Source organism: Pseudomonas sp. 05L36 (genome assembly GCF_056398125.1).
On sequence record NZ_JBFTOU010000022.1, the window covers coordinates 28,983 to 53,168 of the forward strand.

Sequence of the window (24,186 nt, forward strand, 5' to 3'; positions counted from 1 at the left end):
CAGGCCCACTCCAGAGCTTCTACTTCAGGTCTGAATTACCCCTCCGGCCTCAACATCAACACCGCCAACGGCGGCAAATTCAGCACCAACGACAACGCCTGCCCATGGCTCGGCGTTTCCTCGGCCACCGCCCCGCCACTATTGCCGTAGTTGGAACCGGCATAAATAGACGAATCGCTGTTGAGCACCTCACTCCACTGCCCGGCAAACGGCACCCCGACGCGATAAGCCTCGCGCGGCACCGGCGTAAAGTTGGCCACCACCAGCACAGGCCGGCCGTCCTTGCTCCAGCGCAGCCACGCATAAACGCTGTTGATCGCGTCATCGCCGATCAACCATTGGAAGCCCTGCGGTACATCGTCCTGCTCATGCAGCGCCGGTTCTTCGCGGTACAAGCGATTGAGGTCACTCACCAGTTTCTGCACACCCTTGTGCTCGGAGTATTGCAACAGGTACCAGTCCAGTTGCTGGTCATGGTTCCACTCGCGCCATTGGCCGAATTCGCAGCCCATGAACAGCAGTTTCTTGCCCGGATGCGCCCACATGAAGCTCAGGTAGGCCCGCAGGTTGGCGAATTTCTGCCAGCGGTCACCGGGCATCTTGTCGATCAATGAGTGTTTGCCGTGCACCACTTCATCGTGGGAGATCGGCAGGATAAAGCGCTCGGACCACGCATACACCAGGCCGAAACTCAGCTCGTTGTGGTGATGGGCACGGTACACCGGGTCCTGCTGGATGTAGTGCAGCGAATCGTGCATCCAGCCCATGTTCCATTTGTAGGCAAAGCCCAGGCCGCCCTGTTGCGTGCCCTGGCTGACGCCCGGCCAGGCGGTGGATTCTTCGGCGATCACCAGCGCACCGGGCGCTTCCAGGGCCACTACGTCATTGAGGTGGCGCAGGAAGTCGATGGCTTCGAGGTTCTCCCGCCCGCCGTGGCGGTTCGGCACCCATTCGCCAGCCTTGCGCGAGTAGTCGCGGTACAGCATCGAGGCCACCGCATCGACCCGCAGGCCGTCGACATGGAAATGCTTGAGCCAGTGCAGCGCCGACGCCAGCATGTAGCCGTGCACTTCGGTGCGCCCCAGGTTGTAGATCAGCGTGTCCCAGTCCTGGTGGAAACCTTCCTGCGGGTTGCCGTACTCGTACAGCGCCGTGCCGTCGAACTGGGCCAGGCCGTGGGTATCGGTGGGGAAATGCGCCGGCACCCAATCGAGGATCACCCCGAGCCCGGCCTGGTGGCAGGCGTTAACGAACGCAGCGAACTCGTCCGGCGTGCCATACCGCGCACTCGGCGCGAATTGCGACAACAACTGATAGCCCCACGAACCGCCGAACGGGTGCTCCATGATCGGCATCAGTTCGATGTGGGTGAAGCCCAGGTCTTTGACATAGGGAATCAGCCGCTCGGTCAGTTCCGGCCAGGTGTACTGGCGGGCCACTTCGCCCAGGTCGTCCAGTTCGCATTGCCACGAGCCGGCGTGCAATTCGTAGATCGACAAGGGCGCCGTCACCCGGTGGCGGTCGCCCCGGGCCAGCATCCAGTCCTGATCCTGCCAGTCGACGTTCAAGGGTGAAGCGACTTTCGAGGCCGTGTCCGGTGGCAGGCTGGTGGCCAGTGCCACGGGATCAGCCTTCAACGGCAGAATGCCGTGGGCGCCGAGAATCTCGTATTTGTAGGTGTCCCCGGCCTGCAGGCGCGGGATGAACAACTCCCAGACACCGGTGGGATGACGCAGGCGCATCGGGTGCCGGCGCCCGTCCCAGACGTTGAAATCGCCGACCACCGACACCCGCCGGGCATTCGGTGCCCACACGGCAAAACGCACGCCGTCGACACCGTCCACGGTTTTCAGTTGCGCGCCCAGACATGCACTGAGGTCGCGGTGATTGCCTTCGGCAAACAGGTACAAGTCCATTTCGCCCAGCAACGGGCCAAAGCTGTAAGGATCTTCTGCGGTTTGCTCGCCGCCGGCCCAACGGGTGCGCAACAGATACGCTTGCGCATGCTGGAAATGCCCGACGAACAACCCCGGCGTCTCCGTGACTTCAAGGTGACCAAGCTCTTCGCCGGAATCCCTGGCCAGCACCTGCACACTCAGGGCACCCGGCAGGTAAGTACGGATGAATTGCCCGCCGGCACCGTCACCATGTGGGCCAAGAATGGCAAAAGGATCGATATGTTCGGCGCGCACCAATGCATCGATATCCCGCGTGTTGGGCAGCAGCGCTTCTTTGTGATGACCCTGTTCCTTGTTCGAGACACTCATGACTACTCTCCACCAAGATCGGAAAAGGGTTTAAGCCCACTCAATAATCCATATAAACCGTGCAACGGCACGGGCAACCAGGTGGGGCGATTTTCCGCCTCATAGGCCACTTCATACGCCGCCTTCTCCAGACCGAACAACGCCAGCGCGGCATCCTCGCCTTCTGGATCTTGCCATGCATGGGCAAGACTAGCTGCCGCCAGCCGATAAGCGTCGACAAATGCATGCCGCGCCTCGCTCAAGTAGCGATCGGTGACCCGCAAGCGCGCGGCATCGGCCGCCGCGGTGTTGTCGACGCTCTGCACATTGATCGCCATCGCCGCCGCATAGTCGAAGGAACGCAGCACGCCGCTGACATCCTTGTACGGGCTGTGTTTGCCCCGTCGGTCATGCAATGGCCGGGCCGGTTCGCCTTCGAAGTCGATCAGGTAGGCATCGCCCTTGATCACCAACACCTGCCCCAAATGCAGGTCGCCGTGCACACGAATGCGCAAGCCGCCCGCGGTCTTCTTGCCCAGTGCCTGTACATGGCCGAGGATGGCTTTCCTGTTGTCCAGCAAACGGCTGACCAGGGTCTGGTCCGCCGTATTCAGTTGATTTTTATGCTGCTTGAGCAAGTTCAACGCGTGATCGATTTGCGCCGCGACATCCCTGGCCGAAGCCAGCGTCTCCTTCTGCGTGGTGACCTGGGGCAAGAAGTCCGGATTGGCACTCGGCGCCGCCAGCACCTGATGCATTTCCCCCAGGCGCTGACCGAGCATAGCGGCGAAATCTTTCAGTTCGCCCAGCGCGTTGTAGTGTTGTTCCTGCTCGGACACGGCGTCGGCCAGCTCATCGCGCAGCGCCCGTTCGAGGTTGTTCTGCGTCCACTCCCAGGCGTCGCCCTGGTTACTCAGATAGCCTTGGGCGATCATCAGCAGGTTGTCTTCACCCGCCCCGTCCCGGCGCACCACCGCACCCAGCAATGGCGAAATATTGCTGAACCCGGCTTCGGTCAGGAACGCGCTCATTTCCAGCTCCGGGTGCACACCGCAGGCAACCTTGCGGATCAGCTTCAGCACCAGGCTGTTGCCGATCACCACCGAGCTGTTGGACTGCTCGGCCGACAGGTATCGCACCGGGGACTCGGCATTGAGGCCGAGTTTTTCAAGTTCGGCGGTGGACTCGAAGCGAATGTCGCCATCACTGGATGCCAACACGGTGCCGGCCTGAATGCCCTGTAATACGGCATGCACAAAGGAGTCCAGGCTGAAGGCATCGGTGATCAGGCCGACCTGGCGCCCACGCCGTACCCGCGACAACGCCAACTGCTGGGGCAGCGGAGTACCGACCTGATCCTCGGAAATAAAGCCGAATGGCAACTGGTAGCGGCTGCGCTGGCCTCCACTGGTGACATTGATCTCACTGAACAGCACCGGATGCTGCGGATCGCCGAAACGCGCGCCATAGGCCAGATCGACCTGTTCAATGGCGGCGTCCTTGCCGGCGAACCAGCGGCGGTTTTGCAACCAGTTCGGCAGGATGCTTTGCTCCAGCGTGGTGCGTGACGGCGCTTCGAGCAACTCTTCCATGCGTTTTTTCAGCACCAGCGTGGTGAAGTCCGGCAGGCTTTGTGCGGGCTCCACGTGCCAGCTCGGCATCTGGTTTTCCGCGGCGAGGCCGAACCAGTAAAAGCCGTAGGGCGCCAGCGTCAGGAGGAAATTCAGCTGGCCAATGGGCGGGAACGCGTTACCCCCGAGCATTTCCACCGGCACCATGCCAACGTAGGCCGACAAATCCAGCTCGGCGGCCTGGGCACTGCGCGACACATTGGCCACGCACAGAATGACTTCGTGCTTGCCATCCACCCCGGTGTATTCACGGGTGTAGGCCAGAATCCGTCGGTTGCTGGGCGAAAGCATCTTCAACGTACCGCGCCCGAAGGCCTTGGATTGCTTGCGCACTGCAAGCATGCGCCGGGTCCAGTTCAACAGCGAATGCGGATCGCCGGCCTGGGTTTCGACGTTGACCGACAGGTAGCCATATTGCGGGTCCATGATCGGCGGCAGCACCAGGCTGGCCGGGTCGGCGCGGGAGAAACCGCCATTGCGGTCGATGGACCATTGCATCGGCGTGCGTACGCCGTCGCGGTCACCGAGGTAGATGTTGTCGCCCATGCCGATTTCATCGCCGTAGTACAGGGTCGGCGTGCCGGGCATCGACAGTAGCAAGCTGTTGAGCAGCTCGACCCGACGGCGGTCGCGCTCAACCAAAGGCGCCAGACGGCGGCGAATCCCCAGATTGATCCGTGCGCGGCGGTCGGCAGCGTAGTAATTCCACAGGTAGTCGCGCTCCTTGTCGGTGACCATCTCCAGGGTCAGCTCATCGTGGTTGCGCAGGAAGATTGCCCATTGGCAGTTGGCGGGAATGTCCGGGGTCTGGCGCAGAATGTCGGTAATCGGGAAGCGATCTTCCTGGGCCAGCGCCATGTACATGCGCGGCATCAATGGGAAGTGAAAGGCCATGTGGCATTCGTCGCCGTTCAGGCCTTTTCTATCGGTGTCGCCGAAGTACAGCTGTGTGTCCTCCGGCCATTGATTGGCCTCGGCCAGCAGCATGCGGTCGGGGTAGTTGGCGTCGATTTCGGCGCGGATCTTTTTCAGGACGTCGTGGGTTTCCGGCAGGTTCTCGTTGTTGGTGCCGTCGCGTTCGATCAGGTAGGGAATGGCGTCCAGGCGCAAGCCGTCGATGCCCATGTCGAGCCAGTAACGCATCACCGACAGCACTGCTTTCATCACTTGCGGGTTATCGAAGTTCAGGTCCGGCTGGTGGGAATAGAAACGGTGCCAGAAGTATTGGCCGGCGACCGGGTCCCAGGTCCAGTTGGACTTTTCGGTGTCGAGGAAAATGATGCGGGTGCCGTCGTATTTCTGATCGTCATCGGACCACACGTAGAAGTCCCGGGCGGCCGAACCTTTTTTGGCCTTGCGTGCGCGCTGGAACCACGGGTGCTGGTCGGAGGTGTGGTTGATGACCAGCTCGGTGATCACCCGCAGGCCGCGTTTGTGCGCCTCGGCAATGAAACGCCGGGCATCGGCCATGGTGCCGTAGTCACTGTGTACGCCGCGATACTCGGCGATGTCATAACCGTCGTCGCGCCGTGGCGAGGGATAGAACGGCAACAACCAGATGGTGTTGACCCCAAGGTCGGCGATGTAGTCGAGCTTGGCGATGAGGCCGGGAAAATCGCCGATCCCGTCGTTGTTGGAGTCGAAATACGATTTGACATGAACTTGATAGATCACCGCGTCCTTGTACCAGAGCGGGTCCTTGATGAACGTGGCTGCCTTGGGTTTCTTCGCCATGTGAAACTCCTGGTGAATTCATTAAGGCCGCTCTCAAAACGCCCCCCTGTTGGAGCTGCCGAAGGCTGCGATCTTTTGATCTTCGCTGTAAAGCTAAAGATCGCAGCCTTCGGCAGCTCCTACAGGGTGGTTTGCGGCGCATTCAAGCAGTGGTAATCCTCCAAATCCCGAACGGCTGATACGCCGGATCGATCCGCATCAATTGCTGCTTGCCGTACCAGGTCCAGCGATGGCCATTCATCAGGTCTTCGCCGTGAGTGCTGGCGTCATCGGGCAGGCCCATTTCCCACAAGGGCAACTCAAAGCTCGCTTCCTGCACGTTGTGCGGATCGAGGTTGACCGCCACCAGAATGAAATTGCTGCCGTCAATGCTGCGTTTGCCGAAGTACAGGATATTGTCGTTCCACGCGTTGTAGACCTTCAGCCCCAGATGCGTGTGCAGCGCCGGGTTCTGTCGGCGGATGCGGTTGAGCTGGGCGATCTCGGCAATGATGTTGCCCGGCGCGTTGAAGTCCCTGGGGCGGATCTCGTACTTCTCGGAGTCAAGGTACTCCTCCTTGCCCGGCACCGGCGCCGACTCGCACAACTCGAAACCCGAATACATGCCCCACAAGCCTGAGCCCATGGTCGCCAACACGGCACGGATGAGGAACCCGGGACGCCCTGAGTCATGGAGGAACGCCGGGTTGATGTCCGGTGTATTGACGAAAAAATTCGGCCGGTAGCATTCGCGCCATGGCGATTCGTTGAGTTCCGTGAAGTAGCTCGCCAGTTCGGCCTTGGTGTTGCGCCAGGTGAAATAGGTGTAGCTCTGGGAATAACCGACCTTGCCCAGGCGCGCCATCATTGCCGGGGTGGTGAAGGCTTCGGCGAGGAAGATCACCTCGGGGTACAACGCCCGTACATCGGCGATCAGCCATTGCCAGAACGGCAAAGGCTTGGTGTGCGGGTTATCGACGCGGAAGATCTTCACACCCTCCTCGACCCAGCCCACCACGACGTCGCGCAGTTCCACCCACAGGCTCGGAATCGACTCGGGGGCATAGAAGTCGACGTTGACGATGTCCTGGTATTTCTTCGGTGGGTTCTCGGCATATTTGATCGTGCCGTCCGGCCGCCAGTTGAACCAGCCGGGGTGTTGCTTGAGCCACGGATGGTCCTGGGAACACTGGATGGCGAAGTCGAGGGCGATTTCCAGGCCATGGGCCGCGGCGGCCGCCACCAGTCGGCGGAAGTCTTCGCGGGTACCCAACTGCGAGTGAATCGCCTCGTGCCCGCCCTCCTCGCTACCAATCGCATAGGGACTGCCCGGATCATCGGGGGCCGCCGTCAGGGTGTTGTTCGGGCCTTTGCGGTAGCTGCGCCCGATCGGGTGGATCGGCGGGAAATACAGCACATCGAAGCCCATGTCCTGAATCATCGCCAGCCGTGAATGCACGTCATTGAAGGTGCCATGACGCGCCGGACTGTCGGTGATCGAACGCGGGAACAATTCATACCAACTGGCGAACTGCGCCAGTTCGCGCTCCACATCCAGCGGGTACTCCGGGCTCAGGCTCAGGTAAGCACGATGATCGACGCGGGCCATGAGGTCGGCACTACGCTGGTGCAAAAACAGCGCGACCTGCTCGGCTTCGAGCAGTCCTGACAGTTCATGGTGCAAGGCCGCCAGTTGCTCGCTGAGTTGCCCTTCGCTGCGTTCGGCGGCTTGTTGTACATGAATCCGCCCTTCCTGCAATTCCAGGCTGACGGGCACCGCCGCCGCATGCTTCTTTTCCAGCTCATAGCAAAAACTGGCGAACTGATCGATCCAGGCTTCGATACAGAACAGATAACGGCCCTGGCTGTGGACCCGGAACTGCCCTTGCCAACCGTTGTTGCCCAGATCGTTCATGACCGCGCTTTGCCAGACGTCCTCGTCCTCGGCCCGCCAGCGCACGCGAACCCCCAGCTTGTCATGCCCGTCGGCGAAGACCTTGGCCGTCACCACCACATCCTGCCCCACCACGGCCTTGACCGCGAACTGCCCGCCTTCAAGGGTCGGCATGATGTTTTCCATGACGATACGCGGCAGCAACAACGCCTGCGACAGCGGCATGTGCGGGTTGTAGCTCAACTCAGTCGGTTTTTCAGCCGTCATCGAGCCTCTCTCCTGACGCCCCATGGACGCGCTTGTGTCTGGTCGCCATCCCGCTGGACTGTCCGCCCCGGAATGCACTCACTTAGGTTCCGAGCGACAGTCGCCGGGAAAGTTTCATCAACAATTTGCGCAATCAAGTCCTTCGCGCTGCGACCCACCCACTAGTCCACCAACTAAAGCACGACTCACGCCATGTGCCACCTGAGGTTTGAACAATGAACAATCCACTCCTGGCACGATCCCACCGCCAAGGGAAGAACCACCAACGACGATGCCGCCGGTGATGGTGAATCCGTAATGAAGACAGTTGATCGCTCCTGTGTCGAAAGCAGGGAAGATMATAAAAAATGAACGACTCTTCCCAAGAACGCGTAGTACCGATCCTAAAGCGCCGAATCTGCCCGTCCGACACTTTACGAAACTTACACCCCACGCCTTATATAGCCATCACTCCGTCAGCCTTGAGCGTGGCCAGCCATGAAAACGATTTTTTCCAGCTTCAGCGAATTCACAAGCAGAGCTAGCGCACAGCACCACGCGCTCAACCGTGAACGACCAATCGACGGCTGGCCTTCCTTTGAAAATATTCAACTACGAATTTCTTTGCTTCGAAGCCGAACGCACCCCCTCGGAACCATCAACCAGAAGCTCAATCATCAGGGATCTGGAGAATCATCTGCTGCACGGTGATATTGACTACAGCCAGCACGAACTCTCGGAAACCCCGAGCAACGAGCAGGAATCAGGCTGTGAAAAAACCTCCGCTGACAGGGTGAATCCCTGACAGGCAGGCGCGGTGGTTGGACGCCGGCACTTGAAAGCCACCGCCAGTGATTCGGTGATTTGACTGACGTTGATCAACATCCGCCGCAGCTGTTGTGGATAGGCGTTTTCACCGTTCTGCGGCGGGTGCTTCAAGTTGTCGCAGGCCGTGCGCCCAGCACCATCTGATCCGCTTTTTAATGCAATACCTGAGTCTGTTATGCAAACAGATCGCCGCTCATAGTGCTCATGCCTGATGGAGGCTGATGAGCGAAAGACCATGAGCGAGAGAATCCCCGTCCGAACCGTAGAAACATTCGAGCCTTCGCGTCCGAAGATGAAGGCCAAATCCAGCGACAACCACATCCACACCCGCAGCTTCACCGGGTTGTTCCGCAACCTGCGCATCAGCGGTGCGGGTTTTCTGTTTTTGCTGTTTTTCGGCACCGTGTGGTTGAACTGGGGTGGCCGCCAGGCGGTGCTCTGGGATCTTTCCGAAAGCAAATTCCATATCTTCGGTGCGACCTTCTGGCCGCAGGACTTCATCCTGCTGTCGGCGCTGTTGATCATTGCCGCCTTCGGCCTGTTTGCGATCACCGTGTTCGCGGGACGGGTCTGGTGCGGCTACACCTGCCCGCAAAGTTCGTGGACCTGGATCTTCATGTGGTGCGAGAAGATCACCGAGGGCGAGCGCAACCAGCGGATCAAGTTGCAAGCCGCGCCGTGGGGCCTGAACAAGCTGATGCGTCGCTCGGCCAAGCACACCTTGTGGCTGGCCATCAGCCTGCTGACCGGCCTGACGTTCGTCGGCTATTTCACGCCGATCCGGCCTTTGGCCGAAGAGCTGCTGACCTTGCAAATGAGCGGCGTCAGCCTGTTCTGGGTGCTGTTTTTTACCGGCGCCACCTACATCAATGCCGGTTGGCTGCGTGAAGCGGTGTGCATGCACATGTGCCCCTATGCGCGGTTCCAGAGCGTGATGTTCGACAAGGACACCCTGACCATTTCCTACGACGTGGCCCGAGGCGAAAACCGTGGCCCGCGCAAACGCGAGGTCAAACCCGCGGAGGTCGGCCTGGGCGATTGCATCGATTGCCAGCTCTGCGTGCAGGTCTGCCCGACCGGCATCGACATTCGCGATGGCTTGCAAATGGAATGCATCGGTTGCGCCGCCTGCATCGACGCCTGCGATTCGATCATGGACAAGATGGGCTACGCCCCAGGATTGATCAGCTATACATCCGAACATCAGTTGCAGGGTGGCAAGACGCACCTGTTGCGTCCGCGCCTGATCGGCTACACCGCCGTGCTGCTGGTGATGATTGCCGCGCTGGTGGTGGCGCTGGTGGAACGGCCGATGGTGTCGCTCGACGTCAGCAAGGACCGGGGCCTGTTCCGCGAGAACAGCCAGGGGCAGATCGAAAACATCTACAGTCTGAAGGTGATCAACAAAACCCAGCAGCGTCAGGACTACCAATTGCGCCTGGTCGATGCCGATGGTTTCGAGTTGCAAGGCAAGACCGGGTTGAGCCTGGCGCCGGGCGAGATTGTCGATGTGCCAGTGTCGGTGGTGATGCTCACGGAGCGTCCGGCCAGCAGCTCACAGAGCATCGGCTTCAAGGTGGTCGACAACGATGAGCCCGACGTCTACAGCGTGGCGAAGAGCCGGTTTGTTGCGCCGATGAATCGCTGAGCCTTTAAGATGCAGAGTTTTAAAGATCGCAGCCTTCGGCAGCTCCTGCGCACGCAAGCCGATCCATTGTAGGAGCTGCCGAAGGCTGCGATCTTGGCGGTACGACCGTCCCCTTTCTACAAATGACACCCAACCGGGCTTTTGATGAAACGCTACGAAAAATTCGCCGACGACATCGCAGAACTGATCCGCTCCGGCGTCCTCGGCCCGGGCCAGCGTGTGCCCTCGGTGCGCTATGCCAGCCAGACCTACGGGGTCAGCCCGTCGACGGTGTTCCAGGCCTACTACCTGCTGGAACGTCGCGGGCTGATCCGCGCCCGCCCGCGCTCCGGCTATTTCGTCAACGCCCATGCACCACGGCCGTTTTCCGAACCGGTGATCAGCAGTCAGGTCAACGAGTCCACCGAGGTCGACGTCAGTGAACTGGTGTTTTCGGTGCTTGACTCGATCAAGGACCCGAACACCGTACCCTTCGGCTCGGCGTTCCCCAGCCCGACGCTGTTTCCCCTGCAACGCTTGTCCCGCTCGCTGGCCAGCGCCAGCCGCGAGATGGACCCGCGCATGGTGGTCACCGACATGTCGCCGGGCAACCCGCAGCTGCGCCGGCAAATCGCCCTGCGCTACATGGTCGGCGGGCTGATGCTGCCCATGGAAGAATTGCTGATCACCAACGGCGCGCTGGAAGCCCTCAATCTTTGCCTGCAAGCGGTGACCCAACCCGGCGATCTGGTGGCCATCGAAGCCCCGGCGTTCTACGCCTGCCTGCAAGTGCTCGAACGCCTGAAGCTCAAAGCCGTGGAAATCCCCGTGCACCCGCGCGACGGCATCGACCTCGGTGTGCTCGAGCAAACCCTGGAGCGCCATCCGATCAAGGCCTGCTGGTGCATGACCAGCTTCCAGAACCCCATGGGCGCGACTGTGCCTGAGGCAAAGAAACAGCAGCTTGTGGAATTGTTGCGCCGCCACCAGGTGCCGCTGATCGAAGACGATGTCTACGCCGAACTGTATTACGGCCAACAAGCACCGAAACCGGCCAAGGCCTTTGATACCGAAGGCCTGGTGATGCACTGCGGCTCGTTCGCCAAGAGCCTGGCCCCCGGCTACCGCATCGGCTGGGTCGCCGCCGGGCGCTATGCGCAGAAAATCGAACGACTGAAACTCATGACCTCACTCTGTGCCTCGATGCCGGCCCAGGCCGCCATCGCCGATTACCTGCAACACGGCGGCTACGACCGGCACCTGCGTAAATTGCGTCACGCGCTGGAAGACCAGCAAAGCGCCATGCTCGCCGCCATCGCCCGCTATTTCCCCGCGCAGACACGGGTCAGCCAACCGGCAGGAGGGTACTTTTTGTGGCTGGAATTGCCGGAACAGATGGATTCGCTGAAGTTGTTTCAGATGGCGTTGGCACAGGGGATCAGCATTGCACCGGGGCCGATCTTTTCGCCGGCGCAGCGGTTCAGGAATTGTATTCGGTTGAATTACGGGAGCCCGTGGGATGAGGCTGCGGAGAAGGCGATGGAGACGTTGGGGCGGATTGTGCGGTCGTTCTGATGGTTGGATGTCGCCTGCTCTATCGCCTTCGCGAGCAGGCTCGCTCCCACAAGGGTTTATCCGTGTACACAATATCTGTGAACACTGGAATTCCACTAATGTGGGAGCGAGCCTGCTCGCGATGAGGCCTTATTCAACAACACAAAACTGAAGTGTTAACGCCCACCACCGAGATCAACGAACGTCCCCGTCGCATAAGAAGCCTTGTCCGACAGCAACCAGACAATCGCCTCCGCCACCTCATCCGGACGCCCGCCCCGGGCCATCGGAATCGCCGATTCCAGTTTGCTGACCCGGTCCGGATCGCCGCTCAAGGCATGGAAATCGGTGTAGATGTAGCCCGGGCGAACGGCATTGACCCGAATCCCCTCGCCCGCCACTTCCTTGGACAGGCCGATGGTGAAGGTGTCCAGCGCGCCTTTGGAGGCGGCGTAGTCGACGTACTCGTTGGGCGAGCCCAAACGCGAGGCCACCGAAGACACGTTGACGATGCTGCCGCCCTGCCCGCCGTGCCTGGGCGACATGCGCAGGATCGCGTGCTTGGCGCAGAGGATCGGCGCCAGGACGTTGGTTTTCATGATTTTGAGAATGCGGAACTCGGACATCTCGTCGACCCGGGACTTTTGCCCGACGGTGCCGGCGTTGTTCACCAGCGCGGTGACCCGGCCCAGTTCGCTGTCTACCCGATTGAACAGCGCGATGACTTCGTCTTCGATGCTGACGTCGGCCCGCACCGCAATGGCTTGTGCACCGAGGGCGCGGACTTGCTCGAGCACGCCGAGTGCAGCCTGTTCGTCGGCCTGGTAGTTGATGCAAATCCGATAGCCCTGCGCGGCGGCCAACAGCGCGGTGGCGGCACCAATGCCGCGGCTACCGCCGGTGATGACGATGACTTTGTCCATGCGAGCTTTCCCCCAATCAAAGCTTAAGCGGTCGGGGGCTAGAATAACCGCCATTGACGGTTTTTGCATGGCTTCACGTCAGCTGTCATGTCATCGACATTTCGCGCTCTGAACTGGCTTTCAACTGCTCGACCAATTGCTCCCCGCGATGGATTTCCACCATGAAACCTGCAGCCGGCAGCGGATGCCCCAGCAGGTAACCCTGCAATGAATCGCAACCGAGCTGCGTCAGGAAGTCCTGCTGCACACCCGTCTCCACACCTTCGGCGACGATGCGCAACCCCAGCGCCTGGCCGAGGGCGACGATGGCCGAAACGATGGCGGCGTCATCGCTGTCGTGCTCCAGGTCGCGGACAAAACCGCGGTCGATCTTCAGTTCGTTGGCCGGCAGGCGCTTGAGGTACATCAAGCTCGAATAGCCAGTACCAAAATCGTCGATGGACAGGTCGACGCCCATTTCCGAGAGTTCCTGAAGCACCGTCATGCTCGCATCGGCATCGCTCATGGCGGTGGTTTCAGTGATTTCCAGGGTCAGGCTGTTGGCCGGCAGATGGTGTGTCGCCAGCGCTTTGGCGACGCTCTGGACCAGCCCGGAGTGACAGAACTGGATGGCCGAAAGGTTCACCGCGATGCGCCAATCGGTGTAGCCCGACACGTACCACTCGCGCATCTGCCGGCAGGCTTCGTTGAGTACCCACTCGCCAATCGGGATGATCAGGCCGGTTTTTTCCGCCATTTCGATGAATTTATCCGGCAACAGCATCCCTTGCGTCGGGTGCTCCCAGCGCAACAAGGCCTCGGCGCCCACCGGACGGCCATTGGCGGCGTCGAACTTGGGTTGGTAATACAGGCTGAATTCCTGTTGCTCCACGGCATTGCGCAAGTCCTGCAGCAATTGCAGCTGTTTGCGGGCGTTGCTGTTCATCGAGGCATCGAAAAAACTGTAGCCGTTTTTACCCGCGCCCTTGGCGTGATACATCGCCGCGTCGGCGTTCATCAGCAATTCGTGGGCGGACTGCCCGTTACCCGGGTAGAGCGCAATGCCGACGCTGGCGGAAATGTGCAAATCATGTTCGGCAACCCGGAACGCCCGCGCGATCAACCCGACCTGACGGGCCGCCAGGCTCAAGGCGTCGTTCTGTTCGCTCAATTGCACCAGCAACACGAACTCGTCGCCGCCGATGCGCGCCAAGGTGTCCTGGCTACGCAAGTCTTCGCGCAGGCGCAAGGCCACTTCGCGCAACAGCAAATCACCCATATGGTGACCAAAGGCATCGTTGACCGGTTTGAAGCCGTCCAGATCGATGAACATCAGGGCAAAGCAGCCACCCTCTTCCCGGACCCACGACATGGCCTGATCGATACGATCAGCGAGCAACATCCGGTTCGGCAACCCGGTGAGGGTGTCATGCAGGGCCAGTTGGGTCAGTTCACGGTTGGCCTCGGTCAGCGACTCGGCCAGGCTCGCGGTGCGGGCCTCCAGGCGCGCATCGAGGATCGAGGTCAGCAAAGCGATGCTCAGCACCGCCAGCGTGGTGACCAGTACCAGGTTGTCCAGGCCCTTGCCGCTCAGGCCATTGACCGCCGCCCCGCAAAAGCTGCCATCGGCAAAGCGTGCGGCGGCCATGCCGGTGTAGTGCATGCCGACGATGGCGATGCCCATGATCACCGCGGCACCACCACGGATCAGACGGACATAAGGCGTGTGCTGGCGCAGGCGGAAAGCAATCCACAATGCCGCGCCCGAAGCACCGACAGCGATCATCAGCGAGGTGCCGAACAGCGTCGGGTCGTAGTCGATGCCCGGTTGCATGCGCATGGCGGCCATGCCGGTGTAGTGCATCGCGCTGATGCCGGCACCCATGACCAGCGCGCCAAAGGCCAGTTGCCAGGCCGGCAATTGCGGCTGGCTGACCAGCCACAGCGCAAAACCGCTGGAGAGCACGCCAATCAGCAGCGACAACAGGGTGATGGTGCCGTCGTACCCCAGGTCGATCGGCAACTTGAACGCGAGCATGCCGATAAAGTGCATCGACCAGATGCCGATGCCCATGGCAATGGCCCCGCCCGCGGTCCACAAATGCACGGCACGGCCTTTGGCAGTGGCAATGCGTCCGGTCAGGTCGAGTGCGGTGTATGAGGCGAGAATCGCGACACAGAGCGAAATGATGACCAGGGTGGGGGAATAGCTACCGATGAGCATGGGGACTTCTCGCGCATGCCCCCGTCAATGGTATTGATTCTCGCTGGGGGGCAAATGCGGCGATTGTACTGATTCCAAATGAGAACGCACTCACAAAATGAGCAAAGGGCCATCAGTTCGATGAAACGCTTGTTTTAAGGTTTTACATTAACTCGCTTCAAGCTGCTGGCGCCACAAAACCTTTGGGATAGCAGCGTGCGTTAGATTGCACTATCGGCTATCACTCACCTGAAGCTGTCCATCCCAGCCACCTCCCAACGCGGCAATCAACTGCACGCTGGCTATCAAGCGGCTTTGCAGCAGGTCCAGGTTACTGCGCTCATTGCTCAGCGCCGCCGCCTGGGTCACCACCACATCGATGTAGGCAATCAAACCGGCCTTGTACTGGTTCTGGGTCAAGCGTAGCGATTCACGAGCGGCGTCCAGTGCCTGTTGGCGCACGACGGCTTCGTCTTCAAGCACCTTGAGCTGCACCAGGAAGTTTTCCACCTCGCGGAATCCGTCCAGCACGGTCTGGCGGTACTTGGCCACCGTTTCGTCATAGGCGGCTTCACTGCGATCGACTTCCGCCGAGCGCTGGCCGCCGTCGAACAGGGTCATGGCCAATTGCGGTCCGACCGACCAGAAGCGGTTCGGCAGGCTGATCCAGTTGGAATAGGTGCTGCTGCTATAACCGCCGTTCATGTTCAGTGTCAGATCGGGGTAATAGGCGGCCTTGGCCACACCGATGTTGGCGTTGGCGGCCATCACCGAACGCTCGGCGGCAGCAATGTCCGGGCGCCGCTCCAGTAACTGCGAAGGCAGCGCCGACGGTACTTGCGGCAACGGCGGAATGTCCTGGCTTTCCGCCAGGCTGAACTGCGCCGGTGGCAAGCCGATCAGCACGGCAATGGCGTTCTCGAACTGGGCGCGTTGCCAGATCAGGTCGATCATATCGGCTTCGGTGCCCTTGAGCTGCGTCTGAGCCTGGGCCACGGCGTCCTTGCCGGATACGCCTGCGCGGTACTGGTTCTCGGTCATTTTCAGCGAACGCTGATAAGCCTCGACCGTGTCCTGGAGCAAGCGCTTCTGACCATCGATCACGCGCAATTGCAGGTAATTCTGCACCAGCTCCGACTGTTGACTCAGGCGCATCGCGGCCAAATCGGCAAAGCTGGCCTGGGCATTCGCGGTGTCGGCTTCGAGACCCCGGCGCAGCTTGCCCCAGACATCCGCTTCCCAACTGACGCCCGCCTGGGCCGAGTACGTGTCGCGAATACCGCTGGACGAACTGCTCAGGCTGGAGTTGCTGCTGCCGGTGCCCTGGCTTGAGCGGTTCTTGCTGACGTTCAGGTCGACCGTCGGGAAAAACGCCCCGCGTGCGCTGCGCACCAACGCCTGGGCCTGCCGGTACTGGGCTTCGGACTGGGCGACGGTCTGGTTGGAGCTGTTGAGCTTTTCGACCAGGTCGTTGAGCTGCCGGTCACCATACAACTCCCACCACGCACCACGCGCCAGGGCATCGCTCGGATTGGCCTGACGCCAGCCCTCTGCGGCCTTGTACTGCGCCGGTTCCGCGGTTTGCGGGCGCTGGTAATCCGGGCCGACGGCGCAGGCACTGAGCATCGCCACGCACAGTGACAGGCTCAACACACGCGAGCCTCGGGCTGTGATCAGCGGTGCAGCCAGGTTGAAAAGCGAACGTTCAGTCATAGCGGAGTTTCCAGAGCAGCATCGGTACGCACCCCACGCCATTGATTGAAGCGATGGCGCAGTTTGTCGAGATAGAGGTAAACCACCGGGGTGGTGTAAAGCGTCAGCACCTGGCTGAAGATCAGCCCGCCGATGATGGTCAGGCCCAGTGGCTGGCGCATTTCCGCCCCTTCGGCACGGCTCAGCAGCAACGGCAAGGCACCGAGGATCGCCGCCAGGGTGGTCATCAGAATAGGTCGCAAACGTTGCAGGCAGGCACTGCGAATCGATTCCAGCGGTGCCATGCCCTGGTGTCGTTCCAGTTGCAACGCCAGGTCGATCATCAGAATGGCGTTTTTCTTCACCACGCCGATCAGCAGAAACAGCCCCAGCAACGAAATCAGGCTGAACTCGCCGCCCAGCGCATAGATCGACAGCAACGCGCCGACCCCGGCCGACGGCAGCGTGGACAGGATGGTCAGCGGATGAATGTAGCTTTCGTACAACACGCCGAGCACCAGATACACCGCCACCAGCGCGCCGAGAATCATGAACGGCTGGCTTTTTTGCGTGGCGGCAAAGGCGTCGGCGGTGCCGGCCATTTTCACGATCACGTCTTCCGGCAGGCCGACCTTGGCAATCGCTCGTTCAATGGCGGCACTGCCCTGCTCCACGGTCACGCCTTCGGCCATGTCGAAGGCAATGCTTTCCGAAGCGAACTGGCCTTCGTGGCTGACCCGGTCGTTTTCCAGGCTGTTTTCGTAATGGGCAATGGTCGACAGCGGGATCCGCGCGCCGTCAGCGGTGATCACCTGGACCTGCTTGAGAGTGATCGGGTCCTGGGCGTATTTCGGATTGACCTCCATCACCACCTGATACTGGTTGAGGCTGTCGTAGATGGTTGAAATCTGCCGCTGACTGTAGGCGTTGTTCAGTACCGCCGTGACCATGTCCATGTCGACACCCAGGCGCTTGGCCTGGTCGCGGTCGACAATCAGCGTCACCTGCCGGGCACCCCGGCCTTCCCGCGCATCGATTGCCGTCAGTTCCGGCAAGGCCCGGAGCGCAGTGACGACTTTCGGATACCACTCGCGCAACGCCCCCAGATCCCCGCTTTGCAAGATGTACGAGTATTGCGAACTGGTCTGTTCGCGGCCGCCACCGAATTGCAGGTCCTGGTCGGCCATGAGCATCAGTTGTGCGCCGGGGACCTTGGGCATTTCCTTGCGCAGGCGTTCGATGACTTTCTGTGCGGAAATGTTGCGTTCCTTGATCGGCTTCAGGCGCACCAGCATGAAGGCGTTGTTGGTGCCGTTGGAACCGCCAATGAACCCGGCGACGCTTTCTACGGCCTCGTCCTTCAACACCGCCCGGCGGAAAATCTCCATCTTCGGCTGCATCACACTGAACGAGAGGCCGTCGTCGCCGCGCACGAAACCGATCAGCTGGCCGGTATCCTGCTGCGGCATAAATGTTTTAGGAACAACCACATACAACGCAATGTTCACACCAATTGTCACGAATAGACTGAGCAACGTCAGGCGCTTGTGGCGCAGCACCCAGTCGAGGCTGGTGGCGTATTTGCCGACCATCCAGTCGTTGGCCCGCCGGCTCCAGCGTTGCAGGCGGTTCTCCTGCCCCGGCGTATGCGGCTTGAGCCATCGGGCGCAGAGCATCGGGGTCAGGGTCAGCGACACCAGCAGCGAGACCACGATGGCCGCCGCCAGGGTGATGGAGAATTCGCGGAACAGGCTCTCGATGATCCCGCCCATGAACAGGATCGACAGGAACACCGCCACCAGCGACACGTTCATCGACAACAAGGTGAAGCCGACTTCCTGGGCACCGAGGTACGCGGCCCTCATCGGCCGCACGCCTTCGTCGATGTGCCGGGAAATGTTCTCCAGCACCACGATGGCATCGTCCACCACCAGCCCGGTGGCCAGGATCAGCGCCATCAGCGACAGGTTGTTCAGCGAAAAACCGTAGAGGTACATCACGGCAAAGGTGCCGACCAGCGACACCGGCACCGCCAGCGTCGGAATCAGCGAGGCGCGGAAGTTACCGAGGAACAGGAACACCACCAGAATCACCAGCGCCACGGCGATCAACAGGGTCATTTCCGCTTCGTGCAGCGTGGCCTTGATCACCGGTGAGCGGTCCATGGCCAGGTTCAGCTTGACGCTGGCCGGCAGCACCGCCTGCAACGCCGGCAACTGTGCCTTGATCTCGTTGACCGTTTCGATGATGTTGGCGCCGGCCTGCCGGTTGATCACCAGCAGCACCGCCGCGTCGTCGTTGAAGAAACCGCTGTTGTAGCGGTCCTCGACACCATCGCTGACCTTGGCCACATCCTTCAGGCGCAGGGCCGCGCCGCCGTTGTAGTGGATGATCAGCGACTCGTAGTCCTTGGCCTTTTCCAACTGGTCGTTGGCCTGGACCTGCCACAGCCGTTGATCGTCTTCCACCGAGCCCTTGGGCCGGCGCACGTTGGCATTGGCGATGGTGTTGCGCACATCGTCCAGGGCCACGCCGTACTGGTTGAGCGACTGCGGTTCGAGCTCGATACGTACCGCCGGCAGCGAACTGCCGCCGATCTGCACCTCGCCGACGCCCTGCACCTGGGACAGGCTCTGGGACAGGATCGTCGAGGCCAGGTCATAGAGCTGGCCTTTTTCCAGCACATCCGAGGTCAGCGACAGCACCATGATCGGCGCCTGGGACGGGTTGACCTTCTTGTAGGTCGGCATGCTGCGCATCCCGCTCGGCAGCAGGTTGCGCGAGGCATTGATGGCCGCCTGCACTTCCCGCGCCGCGCCGTTGATGTCGCGGTCGAGGTCGAATTGCAGAATCACCCGGGTCGATCCCTGGCTGGACCGGCTGCTCATGGTGTTGACCCCGGCAATGGCGCCGAAAGAGCGTTCCAGCGGCGTGGCCACGGTCGATGCCATCACCTCGGGGCTGGCCCCGGGCAGACTGGCCTGGACCACGATCACCGGAAAGTCCATTTGCGGCAGCGGCGACACGGGCAGCAAACCGAAGCTCACGCCACCCAGCAGCATGATCGCCAGGCTCAGCAACATGGTCGCGACCGGGCGCTTGATGAAAGGTCCCGAAAGGTTCATGGCTGCTCTACCGCTTCCACGGACTCAGGCTTGCGACCCCAGCGCCGACCGAGACGGTCGAAGTACAGGTAGATCACAGGCGTTGTGAACAGCGTCAGAACCTGGCTCAGCAGCAATCCTCCGACCATCACCAGACCCAGCGGCTGGCGCAGTTCTGCGCCGGAACCGGTGGCCAGCATCAACGGCACGGCACCGAATAACGCGGCCAGGGTGGTCATCAGGATCGGCCGAAAACGCAGCAAGGCCGCCTGATAGATCGCCGTTTGCGGGTCCATGCCCTGGTTGCGCTCGGCGTCGAGGGCGAAGTCGATCATCATGATCGCGTTTTTCTTCACGATGCCGATCAGCAGAATGATGCCGATGATCGCGATCATGCCCAGGTCGTTGCCGCTGAGGATCAACGCCAGCAAGGCGCCCACTGCCGCCGAAGGCAGGGTCGAAAGAATGGTGATCGGGTGGATGTAGCTCTCGTAGAGCACGCCCAGCACGATGTACATGGTCACCACCGCCGCCAGGATCAGCAGCAAGGTGCTCGACAACGAAGCCTGGAACGCCTGCGCCGCGCCCTGGAACTGGGTCTGCACGCCAATCGGCATGCCGATGTCCTTCTGCACCTGCTCGATGATCTCGACCGCATGCCCCAGCGCCACGCCGGGCGCCAGGTTGAAGGACATCATCACTGCCGGGAACTGGCCGATATGGGTGATCGCCAGTTGCGCCTGGCGCTCCTCGATATGCGCCAGGCTGGACAGGCGCACCTGCCCGCCATCGGTGGTCTTGACGTGAATCTGGTTCAACGCATCCGGGCCGATCTTCTCGCCGGCCTGCGATTGCAGCACCACGCGGTACTGACTGGCCTGGGTGTAGATGGTGGAAATCTGCCGCTGACCAAAGGCGTCGTACAGCGCATCGGTGATGTTCGACACCGATACACCAACCCGCGACGCCGCATCGCGGTCGATCACCAGGTAGACCTGCAAGCCCTTGTCCTGCAAATCGCTGGCGACGTCGGTCAACTCCGGCCGGTCGGCCAAGGCCTCCACCAGACGCCCGCTCCACAGGCTCAGCAACTCCGAATCCGGCGACGACATGCTGAACTGGTACTGCGTGCGGCTGACCCGGTCTTCAATGGTCAGGTCCTGCACCGGCTGCATGAACAGGCGGATGCCGACCAGTTTGTCCAGCTCCGGTTGCAGGCGGGCAATCACTTGCGTGGCGCTCAGGTCGCGGTTGTGGTGCGACTTGAGGTTAATCAGCAACCGACCGCTGTTGAGGGTCGAGTTGTCGCCATCCACGCCAATGTAGGAGGACAGGCTCTCGACCGCCGGGTCGGCCAGGATGACCTTGGCCAGTTCCTGCTGGCGCTCGCTCATGGCGGTGAAGGAAATCGATTGCGGCGCCTCGGAAATGCCCTGGATGACGCCGGTGTCCTGTACAGGGAAGAAACCCTTGGGCACCACCATGTACAGGAATACCGTCAGCGCCAAAGTGCCAATGGCCACCATCAAGGTCAGTGGCTGGTGCTTGAGCACCCACTGCAACTTGCGTCCGTAGGCGGCGATCATCCAGTCGATGAACGCGCCGCTGGCACGGTAGAAGCGGCCCTGCTCTGCTTCCTTGGGTTCACGCTTGAGCAACCGCGCGCACATCATCGGCGTCAGGGTCAGGGAAACCACCAGGGAAATCAGGATCGCCACCGCCAGCGTAATGGCGAACTCGCGGAATAGCCGCCCGACCACGTCCGCCATGAACAGCAGCGGAATCAGCACGGCGATCAGCGACAACGTCAGGGAGATCAGGGTGAAACCGATCTGTTTGGCGCCCTTGAGCGCCGCGTTCAGCGGGCTGTCGCCCTCCTCGATGAAGCGCGCAATGTTCTCCAGCATGACGATCGCATCGTCCACCACGAAACCGGTGGCGATGGTCAGGGCCATCAGGGTCAGGTTGTTGACCGAAAACCCTGCCAGGTACATCACGCCGAACGTACCGATCAGCGACAGCGGTACGGCCACCGACGGAATGATCGTGGCACTGGCGCGGCGCAGGAACAGAAAGGTCACCATGACCACCAGGGCGATGGCAATCAGCAATTCATGCTGCACGTCCTGGACCGAGGCGCGGATGGTCTGGGTGCGGTCGGTCAGCACCACCACGTCGAGGCCGGCCGGCAGGTTGTCGGTGATGCTCGGCAACAGGGCCTTGATCCGGTCCACCACCTCGATGACGTTGGCGCCGGGCTGACGCTGGATGTTCAGCAGCACGGCCTGGTTCTCGTTGGCCCAAGCGGCCAGACGCTCGTTCTCGGCGCCGTCGACGATTTCCGCGACGTCCTTGAGTCGCAACGGTGCGCCGTTGGCGTAGGCCAGAATCAGATTGGCGTAGTCCTTGGGCGACGTCAGTTGATCGTTGGCATCGAGCATCGAAACCCGGGTCGGGCCGTCGAAGTTACCCTTGGGCTGGTTGACGTTGGAGGCGCCGATCAGGGTGCGCACATCCGACAGGTTCAGGCCGTTGGCCGCCAGGGCCTCGGGGTTGACCTTGATCCGCACGGCCTGGCGCTGGCCACCGGCAATGCTGACCATGCCGACGCCGCTGATCTGGGCAATCTTCTGTGCCATGCGCGTATCGACCAGATCGTTGAGCTTGGGCAACAGCATGGTCTTGGATGTGATGGCCAGGGTCAGCACCGGCGTGTCGGCCGGGTTGACCTTGTTGTACACCGGAGGCGCTGGCAGGTCCTTGGGCAACAGGTTGGTCGCGGCGTTGATCGCTGCCTGCACCTGCTGCTCGGCCACGTCCATGTTGATGTCGAGGCTGAAACGCAGGGTCAGCACCGACGCGCCGCCGGAACTGGTGGAGGCCATTTGCGTCAGGCCGGGCATCTGCCCGAACTGCCGCTCAAGTGGCGCAGTCACTGCGCTGGTCATGACATCCGGGCTGGCGCCGGGATACAGGGTCATGACGCGAATGGTCGGGTAATCGACCTGGGGCAGCGCCGACACCGGCAGCAGCCGATAGGCGATGACGCCGGCCAGGATAATGGCCAGCATGCTCAGCGTGGTGGCTACCGGGCGAAGGATGAACAGCCGCGAGAGATTCATGCGCCGTCCTTTTTCGCCTTGTCAGTGGTCGCGGGCGTTGCCGCGTCGGCCGCCGACTTGCCTTGCAGGTGTTCGGTTGGCGTGGTCGGCACGTCCTGGCGGTCGTTGACCACCTCCACGTCGCTGCCGTCCTTCAGGCGGTCAGTGCCTTCCAATACGACCCGATCGCCCGCCGACAGGCCTTCGGTGACCACAGTGTTCAGGCCGTCACTGGCGCCGACTTTCAACTGACGGATCTTGACCTTCTTGTCACCGTCCAGGACATAGGCGAACGTGCCGTTGGTGCCGAACTGGATCGCGGCGGAAGGCGCCAGTACGACGTCCTTGAGGGTGTCGGCCAGCAGGCGCACATTGACGAACTGATTGGGGAACAGCGACTGATCGCGGTTCTCGTAACGGGCCTTGAATTTCAGGGTGCCGGTGGTGACGTCGATCTGGTTGTCCAGGCTCTGCAGCACGCCCGTGGCTTGCAGTTTGGTATCACCGCGGTCCCAGGCTTCAGCCGGCAGTTTGGCGCCGCTGCGATAACGGGCGAGCACGGTGTCGAGGCTGTTTTCCGGCAAGGTGAAGGCCACGCTGATCGGTTGGGTCTGGGTGATGATCGCCAATGCAGTGGTGTCGTTGGCCGCGACCAGGTTACCGACGTCCAGTTGACGCAGGCCGACGCGACCGGTGATCGGTGCGCGGATCCGGGTGAATTCGAGATTGAGCTTGGCATCGTTGACCGCCGCCTGATTGGTCTTGACGGTGCCCTGGAACTGACCGACCAGCGCTTCGGCGGTGTCCAGGGTCTGCTTGGCAATACTGTCTTCGCGGTACAGGCCGCGATAACGCTCGACATCGACCTGGGCGTTTTTCAGCTGCGCCTGATTCTGCAGCAAGGTGCCTTCGGCCTGGAGCAAGGCGTTCTGGTACGGACGCGGATCGATTTCGGCCAGCAGGTCGCCGGCCTTGACCATCTGCCCTTCTTCGAAATAGATCTTGACCAGCTCACCGCCGACGCGGCTGCGGACATTGATGGTGTTCAGCGCCGTGACCGTGCCCAGCGCCTTGAAGTACAGAGGGAAATCACCAGTGACTGCCGGCGCCACTCGCACCGGTACCGGCCCGGACGCCCCGCCGAATCCAGGTCGCATTCCGCCTGACCTGCCGGTATGCCCCGCGACGGCTTTCTGCCCCGCAGCCTCTTTGGGTGCAGCGCTGCCGGGCCAGAATTTCCAGCACAGGGCGGCGATGACCAACAGGACAAGCAGGCCGAACAGCCAGCGACGAGGACTATGGGAAGCGGAGGATTGCATTGAGTGATCAACCATTGGGCGCGTGGGCTTTTTTACATGAGGCTGAACGATAAGCACTGGCGGGTTTTAAGCAAAGCGCCTTTACCGGCAATTTACCTTTGGCTTACGTAACAGGAGTTTTGTGTA

The 24,186-nt window shown here is 61.2% G+C and carries 12 protein-coding genes; 3 read left to right on the forward strand and 9 right to left on the reverse strand.

Annotated elements, in window-relative coordinates; all coding sequences use genetic code 11:
* Positions 1 to 35: 35 nt before the first annotated feature.
* From glgB to AC1DKH_RS21880, 3 genes are all read right to left on the reverse strand, one after another.
* On the reverse strand, positions 36 to 2,267 hold the full coding sequence (gene glgB / locus AC1DKH_RS21870) for a 1,4-alpha-glucan branching protein GlgB (protein ID WP_477799270.1): 2,232 nt from the start codon (positions 2,265 to 2,267) through the stop codon (positions 36 to 38).
* Between the two features lie 2 nt (positions 2,268 to 2,269).
* The gene (gene treS / locus AC1DKH_RS21875) at positions 2,270 to 5,611 is read right to left on the reverse strand and encodes a maltose alpha-D-glucosyltransferase (RefSeq protein ID WP_477799271.1); all 3,342 of its coding nucleotides are present in this window, start codon (positions 5,609 to 5,611) and stop codon (positions 2,270 to 2,272) included.
* A 142-nt stretch (positions 5,612 to 5,753) separates the two neighbouring features.
* The gene (locus tag AC1DKH_RS21880; RefSeq protein ID WP_477799272.1) at positions 5,754 to 7,751 is read right to left on the reverse strand and encodes an alpha-1,4-glucan--maltose-1-phosphate maltosyltransferase; all 1,998 of its coding nucleotides are present in this window, start codon (positions 7,749 to 7,751) and stop codon (positions 5,754 to 5,756) included.
* 547 nt (positions 7,752 to 8,298) lie between these two features.
* Between AC1DKH_RS21880 and AC1DKH_RS21885 the strand changes: the two genes are divergently transcribed.
* The 3 genes from AC1DKH_RS21885 (at position 8,299) to mapR (ending at position 11,760) form a co-directional block, all read left to right on the forward strand.
* Positions 8,299 to 8,535 (forward strand): hypothetical protein, encoded by a 237-nt coding sequence (locus tag AC1DKH_RS21885; protein ID WP_477799273.1) that lies wholly within the window; start codon positions 8,299 to 8,301, stop codon positions 8,533 to 8,535.
* A 258-nt stretch (positions 8,536 to 8,793) separates the two neighbouring features.
* Positions 8,794 to 10,206, forward strand: coding sequence for a cytochrome c oxidase accessory protein CcoG (gene ccoG / locus AC1DKH_RS21890; protein WP_477799274.1), 1,413 nt, complete (start codon positions 8,794 to 8,796; stop codon positions 10,204 to 10,206).
* A 144-nt stretch (positions 10,207 to 10,350) separates the two neighbouring features.
* A complete protein-coding gene (mapR, locus tag AC1DKH_RS21895; protein ID WP_477799275.1) occupies positions 10,351 to 11,760 on the forward strand; it encodes a GntR family transcriptional regulator MpaR in 1,410 nt (469 codons plus the stop codon).
* A gap of 155 nt (positions 11,761 to 11,915) precedes the next feature.
* Here the strand turns inward: mapR and AC1DKH_RS21900 are convergent, their stop codons facing one another.
* The 6 genes from AC1DKH_RS21900 to AC1DKH_RS21925 all read right to left on the reverse strand — a co-directional run bounded on the left by AC1DKH_RS21900 (position 11,916) and on the right by AC1DKH_RS21925 (position 24,075).
* Complete coding sequence (locus tag AC1DKH_RS21900) at positions 11,916 to 12,662, reverse strand: SDR family oxidoreductase (protein WP_056727529.1); 747 nt, start codon at positions 12,660 to 12,662, stop codon at positions 11,916 to 11,918.
* Between the two features lie 85 nt (positions 12,663 to 12,747).
* A complete protein-coding gene (locus AC1DKH_RS21905; RefSeq protein ID WP_477799276.1) occupies positions 12,748 to 14,865 on the reverse strand; it encodes a putative bifunctional diguanylate cyclase/phosphodiesterase in 2,118 nt (705 codons plus the stop codon).
* A 210-nt stretch (positions 14,866 to 15,075) separates the two neighbouring features.
* Positions 15,076 to 16,557: an efflux transporter outer membrane subunit gene (locus tag AC1DKH_RS21910; protein WP_477799277.1), complete on the reverse strand. Its 1,482-nt coding sequence runs from the start codon at positions 16,555 to 16,557 to the stop codon at positions 15,076 to 15,078.
* Positions 16,554 to 19,661, reverse strand: coding sequence for an efflux RND transporter permease subunit (locus tag AC1DKH_RS21915; RefSeq protein WP_477799278.1), 3,108 nt, complete (start codon positions 19,659 to 19,661; stop codon positions 16,554 to 16,556). Before AC1DKH_RS21915 ends, AC1DKH_RS21910 begins: the two co-directional genes overlap by 4 nt.
* Positions 19,658 to 22,762 carry an MdtB/MuxB family multidrug efflux RND transporter permease subunit gene (locus AC1DKH_RS21920; RefSeq protein ID WP_477799279.1) on the reverse strand — a complete coding sequence of 1,035 codons (3,105 nt, stop codon included), beginning with the start codon at positions 22,760 to 22,762 and terminating at the stop codon, positions 19,658 to 19,660. Before AC1DKH_RS21920 ends, AC1DKH_RS21915 begins: the two co-directional genes overlap by 4 nt.
* On the reverse strand, positions 22,759 to 24,075 hold the full coding sequence (locus AC1DKH_RS21925; RefSeq protein WP_477799280.1) for an MdtA/MuxA family multidrug efflux RND transporter periplasmic adaptor subunit: 1,317 nt from the start codon (positions 24,073 to 24,075) through the stop codon (positions 22,759 to 22,761). Before AC1DKH_RS21925 ends, AC1DKH_RS21920 begins: the two co-directional genes overlap by 4 nt.
* Between the last annotated feature and the right edge of the window lie 111 nt (positions 24,076 to 24,186).